The sequence below is a fragment of the Bowmanella denitrificans genome, from assembly GCF_002887595.1.
GTDB lineage: Bacteria > Pseudomonadota > Gammaproteobacteria > Enterobacterales > Alteromonadaceae > Bowmanella > Bowmanella denitrificans.
This window is the reverse complement of the sequence record NZ_PEBU01000005.1, coordinates 297,721-315,449: the sequence shown is the minus strand read 5'-3', so window position 1 is coordinate 315,449 and position 17,729 is coordinate 297,721. Positions and strand designations below refer to the sequence as shown.

13 protein-coding genes are annotated in these 17,729 nt (G+C 50.0%); 3 read left to right on the top strand and 10 right to left on the bottom strand.

All coding sequences use genetic code 11. The annotated features are described in order from the left end of the window. Positions 1-18 precede the first annotated feature (18 nt). From CSR04_RS11900 to CSR04_RS11865, 8 genes are all read right to left on the bottom strand, one after another. A complete protein-coding gene (locus CSR04_RS11900; protein WP_102796513.1) occupies positions 19-378 on the bottom strand; it encodes a VOC family protein in 360 nt (119 codons plus the stop codon). Between the two features lie 59 nt (positions 379-437). After that, positions 438-869, bottom strand: a complete 432-nt coding sequence (locus tag CSR04_RS11895) for an AraC family transcriptional regulator (RefSeq protein ID WP_102796512.1) — start codon at positions 867-869, stop codon at positions 438-440. 125 nt (positions 870-994) lie between these two features. Beyond that, positions 995-1,627, bottom strand: a complete 633-nt coding sequence (locus tag CSR04_RS11890) for a peptidylprolyl isomerase (protein ID WP_216362558.1) — start codon at positions 1,625-1,627, stop codon at positions 995-997. Between the two features lie 2 nt (positions 1,628-1,629). Beyond that, positions 1,630-3,987, bottom strand: coding sequence for a S9 family peptidase (locus CSR04_RS11885; protein WP_102796511.1), 2,358 nt, complete (start codon positions 3,985-3,987; stop codon positions 1,630-1,632). A 54-nt stretch (positions 3,988-4,041) separates the two neighbouring features. Continuing rightward, complete coding sequence (locus tag CSR04_RS11880; protein WP_102796510.1) at positions 4,042-7,131, bottom strand: TonB-dependent receptor; 3,090 nt, start codon at positions 7,129-7,131, stop codon at positions 4,042-4,044. A 96-nt stretch (positions 7,132-7,227) separates the two neighbouring features. Further along, positions 7,228-8,235: a FecR family protein gene (locus CSR04_RS11875; RefSeq protein WP_102796509.1), complete on the bottom strand. Its 1,008-nt coding sequence runs from the start codon at positions 8,233-8,235 to the stop codon at positions 7,228-7,230. Next, positions 8,232-8,786, bottom strand: coding sequence for an RNA polymerase sigma factor (locus tag CSR04_RS11870; protein WP_172449337.1), 555 nt, complete (start codon positions 8,784-8,786; stop codon positions 8,232-8,234). The genes CSR04_RS11875 and CSR04_RS11870 overlap by 4 nt, the downstream gene beginning before the upstream one ends. 98 nt (positions 8,787-8,884) lie before the next feature. Then, positions 8,885-9,334, bottom strand: coding sequence for a MarR family winged helix-turn-helix transcriptional regulator (locus CSR04_RS11865; protein WP_216362557.1), 450 nt, complete (start codon positions 9,332-9,334; stop codon positions 8,885-8,887). A gap of 126 nt (positions 9,335-9,460) precedes the next feature. On the opposite strand from CSR04_RS11865, the gene hppD reads away from it, so the two are divergent. Genes hppD through CSR04_RS11850 form a run of 3 tightly spaced genes read left to right on the top strand, consistent with a single transcriptional unit; the run spans position 9,461 to position 12,124 of the window. After that, on the top strand, positions 9,461-10,549 hold the full coding sequence (gene hppD / locus CSR04_RS11860) for a 4-hydroxyphenylpyruvate dioxygenase (protein WP_102796506.1): 1,089 nt from the start codon (positions 9,461-9,463) through the stop codon (positions 10,547-10,549). Positions 10,550-10,571: 22 nt separating this feature from the next. Beyond that, complete coding sequence (locus CSR04_RS11855) at positions 10,572-11,120, top strand: VOC family protein (RefSeq protein ID WP_102796505.1); 549 nt, start codon at positions 10,572-10,574, stop codon at positions 11,118-11,120. After that, entirely contained in the window at positions 11,117-12,124 is a 1,008-nt protein-coding gene (locus tag CSR04_RS11850) for a fumarylacetoacetate hydrolase family protein (protein WP_102796504.1), read from the top strand. Before CSR04_RS11855 ends, CSR04_RS11850 begins: the two co-directional genes overlap by 4 nt. 767 nt (positions 12,125-12,891) lie before the next feature. Here the strand turns inward: CSR04_RS11850 and gabT are convergent. Continuing rightward, on the bottom strand, positions 12,892-14,190 hold the full coding sequence (gabT, locus tag CSR04_RS11835; RefSeq protein WP_102796501.1) for a 4-aminobutyrate--2-oxoglutarate transaminase: 1,299 nt from the start codon (positions 14,188-14,190) through the stop codon (positions 12,892-12,894). A gap of 383 nt (positions 14,191-14,573) precedes the next feature. Continuing rightward, complete coding sequence (locus CSR04_RS11830; protein ID WP_102796500.1) at positions 14,574-17,726, bottom strand: efflux RND transporter permease subunit; 3,153 nt, start codon at positions 17,724-17,726, stop codon at positions 14,574-14,576. Between the last annotated feature and the right edge of the window lie 3 nt (positions 17,727-17,729).

Below are 17,729 nucleotides of genomic sequence, written 5' to 3'. Positions count from 1 at the left end.
CGCCCTACTGTCATATCGCTATTGGCTGGAAAGCAGATGGATGATGTTACTGGGACTGGTGATCCAAAAGCCCTTAAAGTCTGCCGGTAACGGCTCGATATCATCGCAGCGCTGAATTCCTGCTTTGTTGAAATACTCGGCTGCCGCCTGCGGATTATCGGTGACAATTTCCAGCCAGATTTCCGCCTGACTGATGGTGGCAACCTTGTCCAGCCATAAGGTTTTATCGCCAAACGCAAACCTGGGCGTTGAGCCGGGCTCCGGGCTGGTTATTTCAGTTAAGGCCAGCACCTCACGATAAAAAGCCAGCGTAGCCTGATATTCATGGCTGGGTATTTTCATGGCCATGTTATTTCCGGGTGTAAATTGGGGTTTCATGCGTTGCTCCTGGTTTGCCTGAACCCCTATCATAAGAAAAATACCCGGCAGTTTTTTCTTCAGAATTGCTGTTTTATGCCATTCTGCAAAGTGGCAAAACAAGCCGGGATAACGCAAGAAGGGCCTATAGCCTGCTGTCTGGCTCTTGCTTTGTGGGCCTGCAGATACTTATGGGGTGACTGGTCATAAGCGGATTTAAATAAGCCGCTGAATGAGGAAAGACTGATGTAACCTACCAGAAAGCACACCTCCTGCACGGAATATTGCCCGCTTCTAAGCAGTATGGCGGCCCGGTGTAGCCGGATAAATTTCAGATACTGATAAGGTGTTCTGTGATAGGTTTTTTTGAACTGGCGGATAAAGTTGTATTTGCTGAAACAGGCTTGATTGGCAATCTGATCTATGTCCAGCTCTTCGGCGAAATGCTGGTCCATATACTGCTTGGCCAGACAGATTTTCCTGTAGAAATAGGCTTTGCAACGTGTTGGCATAGGCTTGGTCAGAGATTAAACCTTGGCCTTATGTTAACCATTTGGCACAGAAAAGACTTAACATATTGTTAATGTGCGTAAGTGCGAGGGGCAGCATAAAGCCATATGCTGCCTGAATATGGTGGCTAGCGTTTCGCCGTTGCTAACAAATAGGCGCGGGTGATGCGCACCGGCTCGGCCAGAATCTGTCCGTCTACATAATCATCCTGACCTGTGCTAATCCCTTGTAGGGCATTGATTTTACGCACTACATCCATGCCGCTGAGCACCTTGCCAAAGGCGGCAAAGCCCTGACGGTCGGGGTTACGCTTGGCGGAAAAATCCAGGGCCGGTTGATCGCCCACGCAGATAAAAAAGTCGCTACCGCCGCCGCTGCCAGGCTCTGCGCGGGCAATAGACAAGGTACCATCCAGATGTTTTAAACCAGTCCGCTCAGTGGTTTCATGGGCAATAGGGGCTCTGCGCGGCGCACCGTCTGGTAAACCAGCCTGGATCACCGAGATAACCGGCTGGCCGTGGTCATTGTCTGGCCTCACCACGCGATGGAACCTGAGTCTATTGTCAAACAGTCCTTGTTGCACGTAGGCCAGAAAGTCCCCGGCGGACAGTGGCGCTTTGTCGGTATAAAGCTCCACCTGAATATTGCCCATGGACGTTTCCAGCATAACCTGAGGATATGCCTGCTCGGCTTGTGCCTTTGTAATTACCAACCACAGAACAATGGCCAAGCTGATTGTTTTTATTATATTTTTGAACATTATTACTCCCTCGGGTAATCAGACGATGACTTCAGTCGAAACTCTTCAGGAGGCTGCATTTTGGCTAAATGGCGGACAAAGTAATCCCACATCTGTCGCATGGGATAACCTGGCAACGCGTGCCCCTGTTTCGGCATTATTAGTAAGTCGAAATCTTTGTTGTTGTCTATCAATGCCTGGCTTAATTGAAACACTTGAGCAGGATGTACTCCAATATCCTGCAATCCATGAATCAGCATCAGCTTACCTTTCAACTGTCCTGCATGCTTAAGATTGGCCTGTTGTTGGTAATTATCTGCGTCGGGTAAGCCCTGATAACGCTCTCCCCACCCATGCCAGAATAAACGTTGGTCGTGGTTGCCCGACCAAGCGACACCAACGCTAAAATTGTCTGGATAACGCAGCATCGCACTAGCAGCCATATACCCGCCACCAGAGAATCCATAGATACCTAAACGAGTCAGATCCATTTGCGGATACAGCTTATGCAATTGTTGCAACGCGGCCAGGTGATCTTCGAGGTTACTGGCCGTTTCCAGCTTGCCATAAGACGCATTACGAAAAGCTTTGTCCCGCAATGCTGTGCCTTTGCCGTCAATCACCGTAACAATAAAACCAAGTTCTGCCAAAGAGGCGGAATTAATAAATGCATTTCCGCCAAAGCGTTGTGGCACATGCGCCACTTGTGGCCCGCCGTAGATGTGGTCGATTACCGGATAGCGCTTGGCGGGGTCGAAATCACTGGGACGAAATACCAGGGCATCAATGGAAGTTGTCCCATCGGCAGCCAGTAAAGTGGCAGGTTGGGGCCAGTGCCAGTCTTCAGGAAATGCATGCATTTGTGCCGTGAGTAAATTCATCTGTATTCGGCCATCGCGGGCCAGGATACGTGTCTGGGAAGGTTTATCAGCCCGGTACAATGTCTCTACCAAATAGTTGCCGCTGGGTGCTACGCCATTGATATTGCTTATATCTTCACCACCATAGCTAAGGCCTTTTACCTGAAAGCTCTTGTTGTGGTGTACCTGATGGTCATGTTCGGAGCGACTGAGCAAACTGAGCTCGCCGCTGTCCAGATTGACCCTGGCGATTTGTCGATGGTAAGGACTGGTGGCATCCTGCCGTTGTGCTATGGCGATGATCGCTTCTCGGCGTGTTTGATCCACCCGGATAAGATCTCTGACCAACCAATTTCCTTGAGTAATTGGGTGCTTGAGCTTGCCGCTGGACAGGTCATACAGGTATAAGTGTGCATAGCCTGTTCGCTCGGAATACCATATCAGTTCATTGCTTTCAGACAATAACTGCATGGTGGCAGAAGCGTAAATAACAGGGCTGAGCTCAAGATAGCTGTCACTGCTTTCTTCAAATAACACCCGGGTCTGGCCGTTTTCACTGTTTACCTCCACCACGGCGGCATGCTGCTCTCCCCGGGCCAGATCGACAAAATATAAGGTTTTGCTGTTGCTGTGCCAAAACGCCCGTTCCCCTGAAATAGGGCTGTCGTTCATGCGTACAGAGGGGATTGGCGGGTATTTTATCGCTTGTTTTTCCCCCGTAAGCACATCAATCAGCCAAAAGGTGAAAGTTGGCACATGAGCATCGCCCGGTAATGCAGTACGAGAAGAGTAAGCGGTGGGGCGAACCTGCTTGTCCGGTACAAAATTGATGAATGGGAATTCCTTCACCTGGCGCTCGTCGGTTTGTACCACCAGTATTTTTTTGCCGTCAGGCGACCACAATGCCTGAGGTGTACCTTGACGAAGATAAGCATCAGGTATAGTGCCGTAAGCAAAAAACTGCAGGCCGTCATCGGTCAGTGCCCGTTCCTCTGCGCGTTGAATATCGTAGAGCCACAGATTATGGTTGCGGATAAATAGTCCTGATTGTCTGTCCGGTGAAAGTAACAGGTTGGTAGGGCGTTCGGCCAGTTGTTGCAACCTTGAGCCATCTAGCTGATAGCGCCAATGTTGTTTGTTATGCACAAAACTGAGGGTTTTCTCATCTGGGCTGACGTGAAGTTGCTTAATCGGTAGCTTGTCGGCGTTGACGTCTTGTTTACTGGCCAACTGCAGTGCCTTGGCTAAAGCGTGATGATCGAATAGTGGACGTACTTTGCTTTTAGCCGCATCCACTACCCGGAATTGGTGACCTTTTGCGGTTTCATGCAGATACCAGAAGATATCTTTTTCTGCATACCAGTGCGGGTATATATCGTTATTTAACAACCAGCGGTCAGTTTGATATCGTTGAATATCTGCGGCTCGCTGATAAGCGAGCTCGATCTCTGCGGCCTGGCAGGGATAAACAAAGACAAAAAGTGAAAACAGGCAGGCGATTATGCCAGCGCATCGTTGCATGGGATACTCCTGGAGCTTAGCGGGCCTGCAGGCCCGCGCGGGGGATTGATGTGATCAGAACTTGTATCTGGCACCCAGATATGCAAAACGACCGACAGTGTCGTAAAAACTGCCAGCTACTCCCTGACCAGAAAAGACATCCGCTCTGCGGGGGGGGGCTTCATCCAGTAAATTGTTGAGGCCCAGATAGACTTCCATCTGCTCATCAAACCGGTGTCTGACTTGCATGGAGTGCAAAGTGTAAGAGGGTATTTGCCGATGATAGCCGGGGTTTTGTTCGGCGGCGTCAACCTGGGATGAACCAACATAACGACTTTGCAAACTAATATTCCAAGGGCCGTTTTGATAGCCCAGCATCAGCATACCTTGCCATTGCGGATTTTCCAGATTGCCAGCCTGACGAAGCGGCTCGCTGGCATCCGGGGTTTCAAAATAATTTTTACGGCGTAGGTGGGAGCCAATCAGGTTCAAAGACAGATCACTTTCACCCCACTGCCACTGGTAGTGGGCTTCAAAATCGGTGCCTGCCGCTTCAAAATTGGCAATGTTAATTTGTTTTACACTGATACCAGTGATCTGCCCGTCCGTGTCGCGGGATACCAGGCGACAAAATTCATTGTCCAGTGAAGCCAGATCCACACAGTTGTTCAGGATATTGTTGGCATCAAATGCCTGGATAGCGTCTGAGATGTTGATGTCCCAGCTATCCACCGACAGAGTTAGTCCATCTAACCAGGCCGGCGTATAAACCAACCCCATAGTAGTGGTCAGAGAAGATTCGGGTTTTAGATCCCGACTTCCAGATGTCAGTACTGTGCGCACTGAGGTCTCAGCATCGGAATGAAAATCAGGGCCTAGGCCCAACGCCTGACAGTTGGCTTCCCGGTTTGTTGGGGCACCACCTAGGGCACGATTTTCAAAATGACAAGGGTCTTCTACAAAAGCAAACCCTGGTTGCTCAGGCTGAAACATTTCAGCTATGTTTGCAGCGCGAACAGATTTTGAGCGGTTAAAGCGGAATTTTATGTCGTCCACTGGCTCCCAGCTCAGGCCTAACTTCCAGGCAGTGGATGAACCTGACAGGGAATAATCCGATACCCGGACCGCAGCTTCAAGATTGAGAAGATTGGCCCAGCTTTGTTCAGCCAGCAACGGAACAAGGGTTTCAACAAAAGCTTCTTTTACATCATACTTGCCTTGGCTGGCTAATAGTGCTCCAGAGTTGGTGCGATACGTTGTGCCAAGTTGATGAGCCATAGAAGGAGCAAATTCGCTGCGCTCCTGGCGATATTCCAAACCTGCGGCCAGGGCAAGCCTGCCCGCAGGGAGATCAAATGCTTCGCCGCTGATCTGGGCGTTAAAGGCTTTTTGAGTCAGATAATTCTTATCAATTTCACGAAACATCATGAAGTTTATTACGTCATCCGACAAAGATTGACGGCCAAATAAGTTCATGGGTACACAAGCATGGCTCTGGTCACGGCAGCGAATTTCGCCTTGTTCATCTCGAATGACATCTATGGCTTGTTGGGCACGCGCTTCATCACGATCTAGTCCATCTTCCTGGCCTTCACTGCGCCCATATTGATAAGAAAGTGACCAGTTCCAGTCGTAGCCTAATTGCCCTTCCAGTCCGGTAACCAACTGAAACAGGTGGCGGGTATTTACAAAGTCGATTAGTCCAAGCTCCTCGCTCGCCTTTTCGACCCTGATGCTACTCACTCCTTGTTGCTGTAAGTAATCCACCACTTCGGCATGTAAGTATGGATTGTCTATGCTGATATTGGCGGGTCGAGCAAAAGAACCGAATGAACCAAAATAAGCTGGCTGACCATGGATGTTGGCTTTGGTGAAGGCGTACTTACCCTCGATAAAAAGTGCCGTATCTGGCAGTACTTCGTAACGCAGGTTGCCATTGAACAACAAACGTTCTGTGGCAGGACGAGGTTGGGCATAGTCAGCTGTACGTAAGCCGATTCCACCTTGCTGACTGGCAAAGCCGAAGATTGGGTCACCGCTGGGGTCGAGAAAATTACCGTCCTCAGTCCAGGCTACTATCCCTCCAGGTACTGGGCCAAGGGTGATGCCGGTCGGTCCCTGCACACGGATAACGTTGTCGTCATAGGCTTCAAATATGCCGTCTTTGTTTACATCCTGGAAGGTCAGGCTGGTTTTGGAGAAATCTCTATCGGTCGCAAGGTGGCCGTTGTTTTTGGCATAGTTAAAATGCAGCGTGAGATTCCCCAGCTCCTGATTGAAGTTGGTACCTGCTGTGATACTGAATGCTTGATCCTCTGCTGCACCATGCTCAGCTGCACCGATTTGACCGTCTAATTGCAGGCCTTCAAAGTCTTTCTTCATAATGAAGTTCACGACACCTGAAACTGCATCGGCACCATATACGGCTGATGCACCGCCGGTAATAGTTTCAATCCGTTCAATCAAGGCTGGTGAGATAGTGGAAATGTCTACCGAGCTGTTGCCTGCCTGACTGCCCACATGACGACGCCCATTTACCAGAACTAAGGTTCGGGTATAACCCAAGGCGCGCAGATCCAGCAAGTTTAGTCCTGCGTTTCCCATATTCAGGTTATTATTCTGACCGTTAATGCCAGGGTTGATTGCCGGAAGTTCGGTCATCATGTCGCCTAGGCTGGTGATCCCTTTAGCATCAATATAGGCAGAACTTAGTACCGTCGTTGGTATGGGGGCGTCTGCACCTCTGCGACGTAAACGCGAACCTGTGATGGAAATTTTCTCTACATCTGTAGCTGCTTCGCTAGGTGGTGCTGGGGTTTCAACCTGACGGTTAGAAATATCGGTTTCCGCGGTAGAGCCTGGTTCATCGGCTAGTACAACGTAGACATTTTCGGTGACTTTTCGATAGTTCAGGCTCGTGCCTTGTAGCATCTGAGTCAATTTTTGCTCGATGGTGCCAGAGACTGGTGGGTCATTTAGTGTGACACCCTTGACCGTATCTGCGGCGAACATAATTTGTATTCCCTGTTCCTTTGCAAGAGACAGAAGATGTTGTTCGGTGCGAGTGACATCAGATGCAGCAACGGCGGATACGGACGATGCCAGGCAGGCAACGGCTATGGCACGGCTGATAGTGGTTTTTATCATTGTTTTAGAAACCGGCATATATGAACTCCTAAACTGAGAGAGTAGTCTCAAGAAGTAAATACGCAGCTTGGGTTGAACACCTCATGAATTGTGAAAAAAATATTTCAAATTTGTTTATTGTTTGTTTTTCTCGATAAATATCATGTCGTTCTCGTAGCGAATCTGCAGAGCAAAAGTTGCTTGCAAGCCACTAAGTACATGTTCTAATTGTTGCAGATGGAATACGCCTGAAACTTTTAAGTGCATCAGATGTGGATCTTGTATCAGGATTCGCCGGGGGGAATAACGGTTAAGTTCGGCTACGACCTCCTTAAGTGGTGTATCTTCAAAAGTCACAACGCCACTGCGCCAGTTAAGTTGGCGTGATAGATTGGTCGGTTCACTGGCTGACACTTTGTAACTGTCATCTGCAAAAGTCATGACTTCACCAGCAAGTAAACGATACTGACCGTGCTGCTCTCCTGTATTTCCACTGCTCTTGAAGTTGGTCAATTGCAGAGGAACTTCTTTACGATGCACTGCTACTATCCCTTCTTCAACGGCCACTGTGAATTGATTGCCGCGCTTACGTACATTAAAACGGGTACCTAGCACGCTGATGGATTGTGAACCGGTTTGAACACTAAACGGCCGTTTTGGATCACGGGTTACTGAAAAAAAAGCTTCGCCTTTGTCGAGCATAATTCGGCGCTGAGGGCCAGAAAAGTCAACCAATAGACTGGAATTGGTGTTCATCTGTACATCGCTGCCATCCGGTAGAGTGATGTGCCGTTGTTCGCCAATTTCTGTGTTGTAACGCACTATAGGCTGCGGTGTCTGTACTGGCCAGAAGAAAAAAAGACTCATTGAACAGATCAGGGTAAAAGTAGCTGCCAGGCTATACCAAACGAATTTACGTGAGCGACGCGGGTGTGCATGGCGCAATAACTCAGGCTCCAGCTGTACCGCTCCGAACTCGTCCCACACTTGCTGTAATGCATCAAACTCACGTTTATTGGCCGGAGATTGCTGTAACCACTGATATAATGCCTGTAACTGTGCATCACTTAAGGTTTGGGTGTTTAAGCGGCTGACCCAAATTGCCGCCTGATGAGCAGGGTCATTTTTGATTGGCATAGTCATAGCAATTCCTTACGGAGTGCATTGAGGGCTTCGGCTATATATTTTTCAACAGTGCTGACCGATACATTCATGTATTCAGATATATCTCTGTAGCTGTAATGTTTATAACGGCTGAGGATGAACGCTTGTCGGGGTTTATTTGGTAATCTGCCTATCGCTCGCCTCATTTTCTGGTATTGCTGTATGCCAGTTAACCATTCTTCTGGTCCATTGTGTTGCAAATGGCACTGTTGTTCTTCAAAGGGTTCGTGTTGTTCTTGATGACGGGTTTTAGCGCGGCGCAATCGATCACGAATGAGGTTGGTGGCAATGGTGAACAAATAGCTACGCAAGGTGTCGGGTTGTTTACTTAGTTGTTCAATAGGATTAGGTAAGCGCACCAGACGTAAAAAAACCTCCTGCTGGATATCCTCAATCTCCATTCCGGCAGGTGCCCGCACCTGTAAAAATAGCCTTAATGACGGCCCATGTTCTGTGACAATGCGTTCCAGTATCGCTTCGTTACTGGCTGGCTCTTGTCGGAGGGGGATAATTCTAGCAATAAGTGACAAAATACAGATCTTATTCTGGTCTTGATATCTGCTATTACGCAGTGTAATGCAATGACCTCAAAAATTTTTATTCTGACTGCAAAAAATTAGCTATTGAGCTATTTCAGGATCACACTGTCCAGGTGGTTAAACAGTTTGTCCATATTGTCGATTTCTTCATGGCTGAGCTGCGCAATCAGGCGTTTTTCGTAGTCCAGGGCAATGGGGACTACCTCTTCATAAAGGGTTTTACCTGCTTCTGACAATGATAATGCGAAGCGACGGTTGTCATTAGTGTCCTGATTTTTTTCCAGTCTACCCTTTTCCAGCAGCTTTTTAACGGCTCTGGAAACGGCCACTTTGTCCATTGCAGTACGCTGCACAATCTCGGCTGCAGACAGTGCCAATCCCTCGCCAAGTACCGCCACTATGCGCCATTCGGGAATGCTTAAATCAAAACGCTCGCTGTACTGCGCGGCCAAAGCCTGAGAGATTTTATTGGACAAGGTCGTCAGCCTGTAAGGCAGGAAACGCTGCAACAGCAGTGGAGAGTTTGGTTTACAGGGCAAGTTCGGCTCCGCCATTGTCAATGGTTTCAATTGAAACTAACATGCTTTCAACTGAAACAAAACACTTGGGTAACATTGTGTCAAAGGTTGCCCAAAATGCAGCAAAGAGTAAATAAGGGGATTGAAATGGCGGATTTGTTTGAGAACCCGATGGGCTTGGACGGTTTCGAGTTTGTCGAGTTTACCGCTCCGCAGAAAGGTGTGCTGGAGCCCATTTTTGCAGCCATGGGCTTCACCCTGGTAGCGCGTCATAAGTCGAAGGATGTGGAGCTGTGGCGTCAGGGCGACATTAACTTTATCACCAACTATGAACCTAAAAGTCATGCCCACTACTATGCCATTGAGCATGGACCGTCAGCCTGTGGTATGGCGTTCAGAGTTAAAGACTCGCAAAAAGCCTATGCAGCCGCACTGAAAAAGGGTGCGCAGCCAGTGGATACTCAGACTGGTGCCATGGAATTACGCCTGCCAGCCATTAAGGGGATTGGCGGGGCTACCTTGTACCTGATTGATCGCTACAAAGAAGGTCAGACGATTTACGATATTGACTTTAACTGGATTGAAGGTGTGGATCGTCACCCTGAAGGTTGTGGCTTCCATACTCTGGATCACCTGACCCACAACGTTTACCGTGGTCGTATGCAGTACTGGGCCGACTACTATACGAACCTGTTCAACTTCCGTGAAATTCGTTATTTCGATATCAAGGGCGAGTACACAGGTTTGCTGTCCAAGGCCATGACAGCCCCTGACGGCAAAATTCGTATTCCGCTGAATGAAGAAGCCAGCGCGGGTGGTCAGATTGAAGAGTTCCTGATGAAATACAACGGTGAAGGTATACAGCATATTGCCTTTGCCTGTGACGACCTGTTGGCCTGTTGGGACAAGCTAAAAGCCAAAGGCGTGAAGTTTATGACCGCGCCCCCGGCCACCTACTACGAGATGCTGGAAGAACGTCTGCCAGGCCATGGTGAGCCGGTAGACCAGTTGCAGGCCCGTGGTATTTTGCTGGACGGCACCACCGAAGGTGGCAAACCACGTTTGTTGTTGCAAATCTTCTCTGAAGCTGCACTTGGGCCGGTATTTTTTGAGTTTATTCAGCGTAAAGAAGACGAAGGCTTCGGTGAAGGTAACTTTAAAGCACTGTTTGAATCTATTGAACGTGATCAGGTCGCCCGTGGCGTGGTCGGCAGCTCAGCCAAAGAAAACGCCTAAGGCAACGGCATAAGGAGTAACGATGAAAATTCAACGCATTCACCACGTAGCTTACCGCTGCAAGGATGCCAAGCAGACCGTGGAATTTTACCGCGACCTGCTGGATATGGACTTTCTGCTGGCTATCGCTGAAAACGAAGTGCCTTCCACCAAGGCCCCGGACCCTTATATGCATGTGTTTCTGGATGCCGGTCAGGGCAATGTGTTGGCATTCTTTGAGCTGCCAAACTCGCCGGATATGGATCGCGATCAGAATACCCCGGCCTGGGTACAGCATATTGCGTTTGAAGTGGCCTCAATGGATGAGTTGCTGGCCGCCAAACAGCGCCTGGAAAATGCCGGTCTGAAGGTGCTGGGCCCTACAGAGCACACCATCTTTAAGTCCATCTACTTCTTTGATCCTAATGGTCACCGGATTGAACTGGCGGCCAATACCGCCAAACCCGGTATGCTGGAAGAGCTGAAACGCGTTGCTCCGGCCATGTTGGACGAATGGGCACAAACCAAAAAGGCGCCTAAACACGCCGCCTGGCTGCACGGCGAAGGTGAATTTCCAGGAGGTCAGCAATGAAGCTGGCCAGTCTGAAATCCGGTCGTGACGGTAAGTTGGTACTGGTCAGCAAAGATCTGAGCCGTATGCTGTCAGTCTCTGATATCGCGCCGACGCTGCAATTTGCCCTGGACAACTGGGCCGAGCTGGAAGCGCCGCTGCGCGAGCGCTATCAGGCCCTGGAACAGGGTGATGTGAGCGGGGAACCCTTTAATCAGGCAGACTGCACATCGCCACTGCCTCGTGCATATCATTGGGCCGACGGCAGTGCTTACGTGAACCACGTTGAGTTGGTGCGTAAGGCGCGTAATGCCGAGATGCCTGATACCTTCTGGACCGACCCGCTGATTTATCAGGGCGGCTCAGATACCTTCCTTGCCCCTCATGCCCCAGTGCTGATGCCGCAAAGTGAAGGTTTTGGTATCGACTTTGAAGCCGAAGTCGCCGTGATTGTTGATGACGTGCCCATGGGCGTATCGGCTGAGCAGGCGTTGTCCTATATTCGCCTGGTAATGCTGGTTAACGATGTGTCGTTACGTGGCCTGATTCCGGCGGAGCTGGCCAAAGGCTTTGGTTTTTACCAGTCCAAACCCTCCAGTGCCTTTTCACCGGTATGCGTAACGCTGGATGAACTGGGTGATGCCTGGCAAGCCGGCAAACTGCATTTGCCGCTGATCAGCCATTTAAATGGAGAGCTGTTTGGTAAGCCTAATGCCGGAGTGGATATGACCTTTCACTTTGGCCAGTTAATTGCCCATGCCGCTAAAACCCGTCCGCTGGTGGCTGGCACCATTATCGGTTCCGGTACGGTATCGAATAAACTCAATGATGGTCCAGGTAAACCTGTAGCAGAAGGCGGTGTCGGTTATAGCTGTATTGCTGAAATTCGTATGATTGAAACCATTCAGCAAGGTCAGCCCAGTACGCCTTTTATGGACTTTGGTAACAGTATCCGCATTGAGATGCTGGACCAGAACGGCCAGTCTATATTTGGTTGTATTGATCAGGTTGTGCAGCAGGCATAAGCCCGACTTTATATTGCCGATGTCTGCGTTTAGCTGCATCGGCTATGCAAAGCGCCCTGGTTGGCGCTTTTTGTTTTTCTGGTTATTAGAATATGGATAACAGAATTTACCACGAAGATAACGAAAGACACGAAGTGAAGTTTGCGGTGACTCCGTTATACAGACACTAAATGATTACTCTGTAAGAATTGTCTAGTGTCACCAATCTGCGTAATTAACAGGTATTTATGGCGGTTGCAGGAGAGCAGCCATCATAAGCTTAGTCAAAAAACTTAACAGGAATTACTGTTTTTGTTTAAGTAGACATAGACTAAAATCCCGATTATCGGTAAAGCTAGAAATACAATAATCCAGCGTACCGTTTTTTCAATACTCTTATGCTGCCGATATACAACCAGGCCGGGTATAGCGACAAATATCAGAATAAAGGAAGTCATATAAGTGAATGTTTCCATTTCTTAAACTCCTTTGCATATGGATAAGATACTAAATCTGGTTAGGTGTATATTTTTCCGAATTATATTCTTCGTAACTAACTTCCAAGTAATTTTTGAACTGACCGTTGATACTGATACTGTCGGTATTTTCAGTACAGGCTGTTGAAAATCCCACAACTGCAATGAAAGTCGCTAGGTTACGAAGCAACGTTAGTTCCTCATTGCGTTCATGTGCGTTCATGTGCGTTTATAAGCGGCAATGAGGCCTAATTAGGTCCATCATCGAATTGAGTGCTGGGGGCAAGGCCCCCAACTTTCGTGGTGCAAAAACTAAGCCGCCAATGCTGCTACAGCCAGTTCCCGGAACAGTTTGTCAAACGCATCCAGGCCTTCCTGCAAATGCGCCTCAGGGATGGTTAGGGCTGGCAGGAAACGGATCACATTGGCGTAAAAGCCGCAGGACAGCAGAATCAGCCCATGGGCCGGTGCATTGGCTACCAAGGCTTTGGTCAGATCCATATTGGGTTGGTGGGCATCACCGTTTTTCACCAGTTCCAGGGCTACCATCGCGCCTTTGACTCTGACCTCGCCAACCAGTTGGGGAAACTCACCCTGCAGGGCATGCAGGCGTGCCTTAAACTGCTCACCTATCCAGTTAGCCCGTTCAATCAGCCGTTCTTCTTCAAGTACATCCATTACTGCCAGAGCTGCGGCACAGCCAATCGGTGAACCACCATAGGTGCCACCCAGGCCGCCGGGTAGTGGTGCATCCATAATATCTGCCTTGCCCACCACAGCGGCCAGCGGGTAGCCGCCGGCAATACCTTTGGCAGCTGTCATTAAATCCGCCTCAATGCCGGCCTGTTGATGACAGAACATACTGCCGGTACGGCCAAAGCCGCTCTGAATTTCGTCCAGAATCAGCACAATACCGTGCTGGTCACAAAGCTGACGCAGCGCCTGTAAAAAGGCGGTCGAGGCCATATAAAAGCCGCCTTCACCCTGCACCGGCTCGATAATAATGGCGGCTACATCGGTGGGGGCAATGGCCACTTTAAACAGGGTTTCAATGGCCTTTAGGCTGTCGATTTCACTGATACCATGCAAAGCGGTGGGGAAGGGCACATGGTAAATATCGGCAGGAAAGGGGCCAAACTGGTATTTATACGGGCTGACCTTACCGGTCAGGGCCATGGCCAGATTGGTACGGCCATGAAAGCCGCCATTAAATGCAATCACCCCACGACGACCGGTATGAGCACGGGCAATCTTAATGCAATTTTCCACCGCTTCGGCGCCGGTGGTAACAAAAATGGCCTTCTTGGCAGAGGGACCGGGGGTATGGCGTACAAGTTGTTCGGCCAGAGCCACGGCTTCTTCGTAGGGGTTGATCATCACACAGCTATGGGAAAAGTCATCGATCTGGGCCTTGGCCGCAGCGCTGACTTTAGGGTGATTATGACCGGTATTGCATACCGCAATACCGGTGCCGAAGTCGATATAACGCTGGCCGTCTTCGTCCCATAGCTCGGCATTGAGGGCCTTTTTCACGTAGATGGGGTAAAGATTGCCCTGGCCACGGGCGATGACCTGTTCTTTTCTGGCCTGAAGTTGTGCATTGCGGGTCATGATAATGTCCTTCAAAGTGGCCCCATGCCAAGCAGGCACAGGTACTTGATTGTATTGGCCGATCGTTCATTTGTGCTGTTCTGCAACATAGTCTGGCGGCTGGAAAGTTGTCAACTCGCCGACAGGCAATATATAGGATTTCGGCTAGTTGCTTTTTGCATAAGCAATAGCAGGTCTGGAATCAGGAACTAAGCTATGTTTGAGGTTATGATACAGTGATCTGCAGAACAGTCTTGTCATTGAACCGCGCATGTTGCTGGCTTTGTGCTGGCTGGTTATTCCCTCGCTATATCGCAGAGCCACTGCCTATGCGTATTGACTCGCTGGCGGCCACGCTGAGCCTTGAAAACCAATAAAAAGCCCGTCGTTTGACGGGCTTGGAATTAGTGGCTTTCGCTCAAAGCCGGGTCAGGGCTCTCCTGCGAGGCGGGCTTGCCACCCAGCTTTGTGCGGATATATCTGAAGGGCTTACGCAGGTCCTCCAGAATCAGATACAGGCAAGGTACCAACAGTAAGGTCACCAGGGTGGCGTACATCACCGCGAAGCCCAGCGCGACCGCCATGGGAATCACAAACCTGGCCTGCAGACTGGTTTCAAACATAATCGGCAGTACCCCGGCAAAGGTGGTGATCGACGTCAGGGTGATAGCCCTGAATCTGGCACAACCTGCTTCGAGCACCGCATCCAATATGCGGTGTCCTTCGGCGCGGCGCTGATTGATAAAATCGGTCATTACCAGACTGTCGTTGATCACCACCCCGGCCGCCGCGATCAGGCCAAAAGTAGACATCATGCTTAAATCCAGCCCGAACAGGAAGTGCCCCCAAATGGCGCCGGTCAGGCTGAAAGGGATCACCGACATAATAATAATGGGCTGGCCGTAACTCTTCAGCGGCACAGCCAACAGGATGTAGACGATAATCATGCCAGCAATGAAGAACATCATCTGTTCGTTTTGCTGGGCCTGCTGTTCGGCAATATCGCCACCCAGTTCGGTTTTCACAGAGGGGAACATCGCCTGCATATCTGGCAGCAGTTTATCCTCAATGGTTTTGACCACGGCATTGGGCTCAATCTTTTCTTCGTCAATATTGCCCCACACATACACGCTGCGATAGCCACCTTCGCGGCGGATATAGCTGATGCCTGGCTGTTCGCTCAGGGTCACGACGTCGCCCAGCATGACTTCCTTACCGGATGGCGTCTGGATAATGGCATATTTCAGTTCGGCAAACTGTTCGCGGGTCAGCTTGGGATAGCGCACCATCACGCGCACTTCTTCGGTGCCCCGAATGACCCGCTGCGCTTCGCTGCCATAGAAACTGTCGCCAATCTGGTTGGCAATACTGGTTAAATCCAGGCCCAGGTCATAGGCAACCGGCAACAACTGCATCTGGATTTCTTTGCTGGCCGGGTCAATGGTGGAACTGACATCGAACAAGCCTTCCTGTTCCTGCAACTTGCCAATGAAATAACGACCGGCTTCATTCAGGGTTTTGATATCCGAACCAAATAACAGATAACCAAATTCTCCGTCGTCACCGCCACCGTTCACATCATCCTGAATGGTAAAGGACTTCATACCGGGAATCTCCGGAATCTTCTCGCGCCAGCGGCGGGCCAGCTCAAAGGCGGTGAAGTGACGTTGGTCTTCGTCTACCAGTGGCACTACTATACGCGCTTCGGTGCGACCCTGGTTAAAGGCCAGCAGGTCCTTAACCATGCCGCTACCGTATTCGGCGGCAATCTCTTTATCCACCTGCCAGATAGCCGCTTCCACTATTTTCAATGCATCGATAGTGGCTTCGTCAGATACCGTCTCATTCATTTCGATGCTGACCGACGGGAAATCGTGCGGCACTTTTGGGGTGGGCACCATACGCACGTGGTTGGCGGAAATCAGCGCCCAACTGATGATCAGCATGGCAATAAAACCGCATAAGGTCAGCCAGCGCCACTCCACACAGCGGGTCACAAAGTTGCGGTAACGGCCATTCACGAAACCGAAGAAACGCTGGTTAAAGCGGTCACGCCAACTGCCAGGTTTTACCGGCTTAAAATCGATGTGGGCAATGTGCGCAGGCAGAATCAGCTTAGATTCAATCAGGCTGAAACTCAGACACAAGATCACCATAGTGGCGATAATGACAAAGAACGTGCCTTCTGGTCCCTTACTGAACACAAAGGGGGCAAATACGGCAATAGTGGTCAGTACGCCGAAGGTGGCAGGCGTGGCCACCCGTTTGGCGCCGCGGATAACGTTCTCCACCCCCGGCCCTTTGTTTTCTATTTCGGTGTAGGCACTTTCCCCTATCACGATGGCGTCATCCACCACGATCCCCAGTACCATAATAAAGGCGAACAGCGACAGAATATTGATGGTAACCCCGAACACCGGCATCATCATTACCGCCCCGAGGAAACATACCGGCAGACCCACCATAACCCAGAATGCCAGGCGGAAGCGCAGGAACAGCGTCAGCATCAGCGCAACCAGAATGGCACCCTGCCACAGGTTGTTGAGCATCATATCCAAACGGGCATTGAGGTAATAGGTCATATCCACCAGCACGCGCATTTCCACTCCATGTGGCAGCGTCTGGTTACGATGCTCGATAAAGTCTTTCACCGATTTGGCCACCGGCACCATATTCTGGTCCTTGGTGGCTTTGACCGACATAAAGATGGCGTTTTCACCCGAGTATTTGAAATAGCGTTCGCCTTCCGTCAGGTCGTCCTGAATAAACGCGACGTCCTGTAGCAATACCTTGGCTCCGTTTGCACCTATTTTGACCGGTATATTGCGGAACTCGTCACCATTGTAATATTGATTTTCCACCCGCACGGCAATAATGCCTGAATCGGTGCGGATCTGGCCGGCCGAGATATTGGCCGAGTAACGACGAATAGCGGTGGCCACATCGTCCAGGGTCAGATTGTAGCGGCGCAGCATCTCGGGTTTGATTTCCACCGCGATTTCATCATCCGGTGCATCCAGATTCACCAGCGACACATTGCCTAGTTGTAACAGTTCGCGCTCCATCTGAATGGCAATGGTTTTCAGGTCTTTGAGGGGCAGGTCGCCCACCACCGCCATTTCAATCACGTCCTGGCGGAATTCTTCCTGTGAAACCGTGACAGGTTCCATGCCGGCCGGGAAGGTGGCAATACTGTCGACCCGCAGTTTGACCTTGTCCAGCACGTCGGTGATATCTTCCTTGGTATGAATCTCCAGAGTAACCCGACCGCTGTTGCGAAAGGCACGGGACACCAGACGTTTAATTTCGGTGACATCCTTTAAAGATTCTTCAATCTTGATCAGTATGCCTTCTTCAATTTCCTGCGGCGAAGCGCCGCGATAGGTGGCACTGATATTGATGTAGTTAATTTCAATATTGGGGAACATCTGGCGCTGGATGGTGAAAAAGCTCACCAGGCCCATGACGATGATAAACCACATCATCAGGTTGGCCGCCACCGTGTTACGGGCAAAAAAGGCTATCAGGCCCTGTTCTTTGGCTTCGGTATTGGACATGAC

Excerpts from the sequence above, each read along its gene's own strand:
- CSR04_RS11880 (WP_102796510.1), bottom strand. The coding sequence starts at position 7,131 with ATGCCGGTTTCTAAAACAATGATAAAAACCACTATCAGCCGTGCCATA.
- CSR04_RS11850 (WP_102796504.1), top strand. The coding sequence starts at position 11,117 with ATGAAGCTGGCCAGTCTGAAATCCGGTCGTGACGGTAAGTTGGTACTG.
- CSR04_RS11855 (WP_102796505.1), top strand. The coding sequence starts at position 10,572 with ATGAAAATTCAACGCATTCACCACGTAGCTTACCGCTGCAAGGATGCC.
- hppD (WP_102796506.1), top strand. The coding sequence starts at position 9,461 with ATGGCGGATTTGTTTGAGAACCCGATGGGCTTGGACGGTTTCGAGTTT.
- CSR04_RS11895 (WP_102796512.1), bottom strand. The coding sequence starts at position 869 with ATGCCAACACGTTGCAAAGCCTATTTCTACAGGAAAATCTGTCTGGCC.
- gabT (WP_102796501.1), bottom strand. The coding sequence starts at position 14,190 with ATGACCCGCAATGCACAACTTCAGGCCAGAAAAGAACAGGTCATCGCC.
- CSR04_RS11875 (WP_102796509.1), bottom strand. The coding sequence starts at position 8,235 with ATGACTATGCCAATCAAAAATGACCCTGCTCATCAGGCGGCAATTTGG.
- CSR04_RS11890 (WP_216362558.1), bottom strand. The coding sequence starts at position 1,627 with ATGTTCAAAAATATAATAAAAACAATCAGCTTGGCCATTGTTCTGTGG.
- CSR04_RS11885 (WP_102796511.1), bottom strand. The coding sequence starts at position 3,987 with ATGCAACGATGCGCTGGCATAATCGCCTGCCTGTTTTCACTTTTTGTC.
- CSR04_RS11900 (WP_102796513.1), bottom strand. The coding sequence starts at position 378 with ATGAAACCCCAATTTACACCCGGAAATAACATGGCCATGAAAATACCC.
- CSR04_RS11830 (WP_102796500.1), bottom strand. The coding sequence starts at position 17,726 with ATGTCCAATACCGAAGCCAAAGAACAGGGCCTGATAGCCTTTTTTGCC.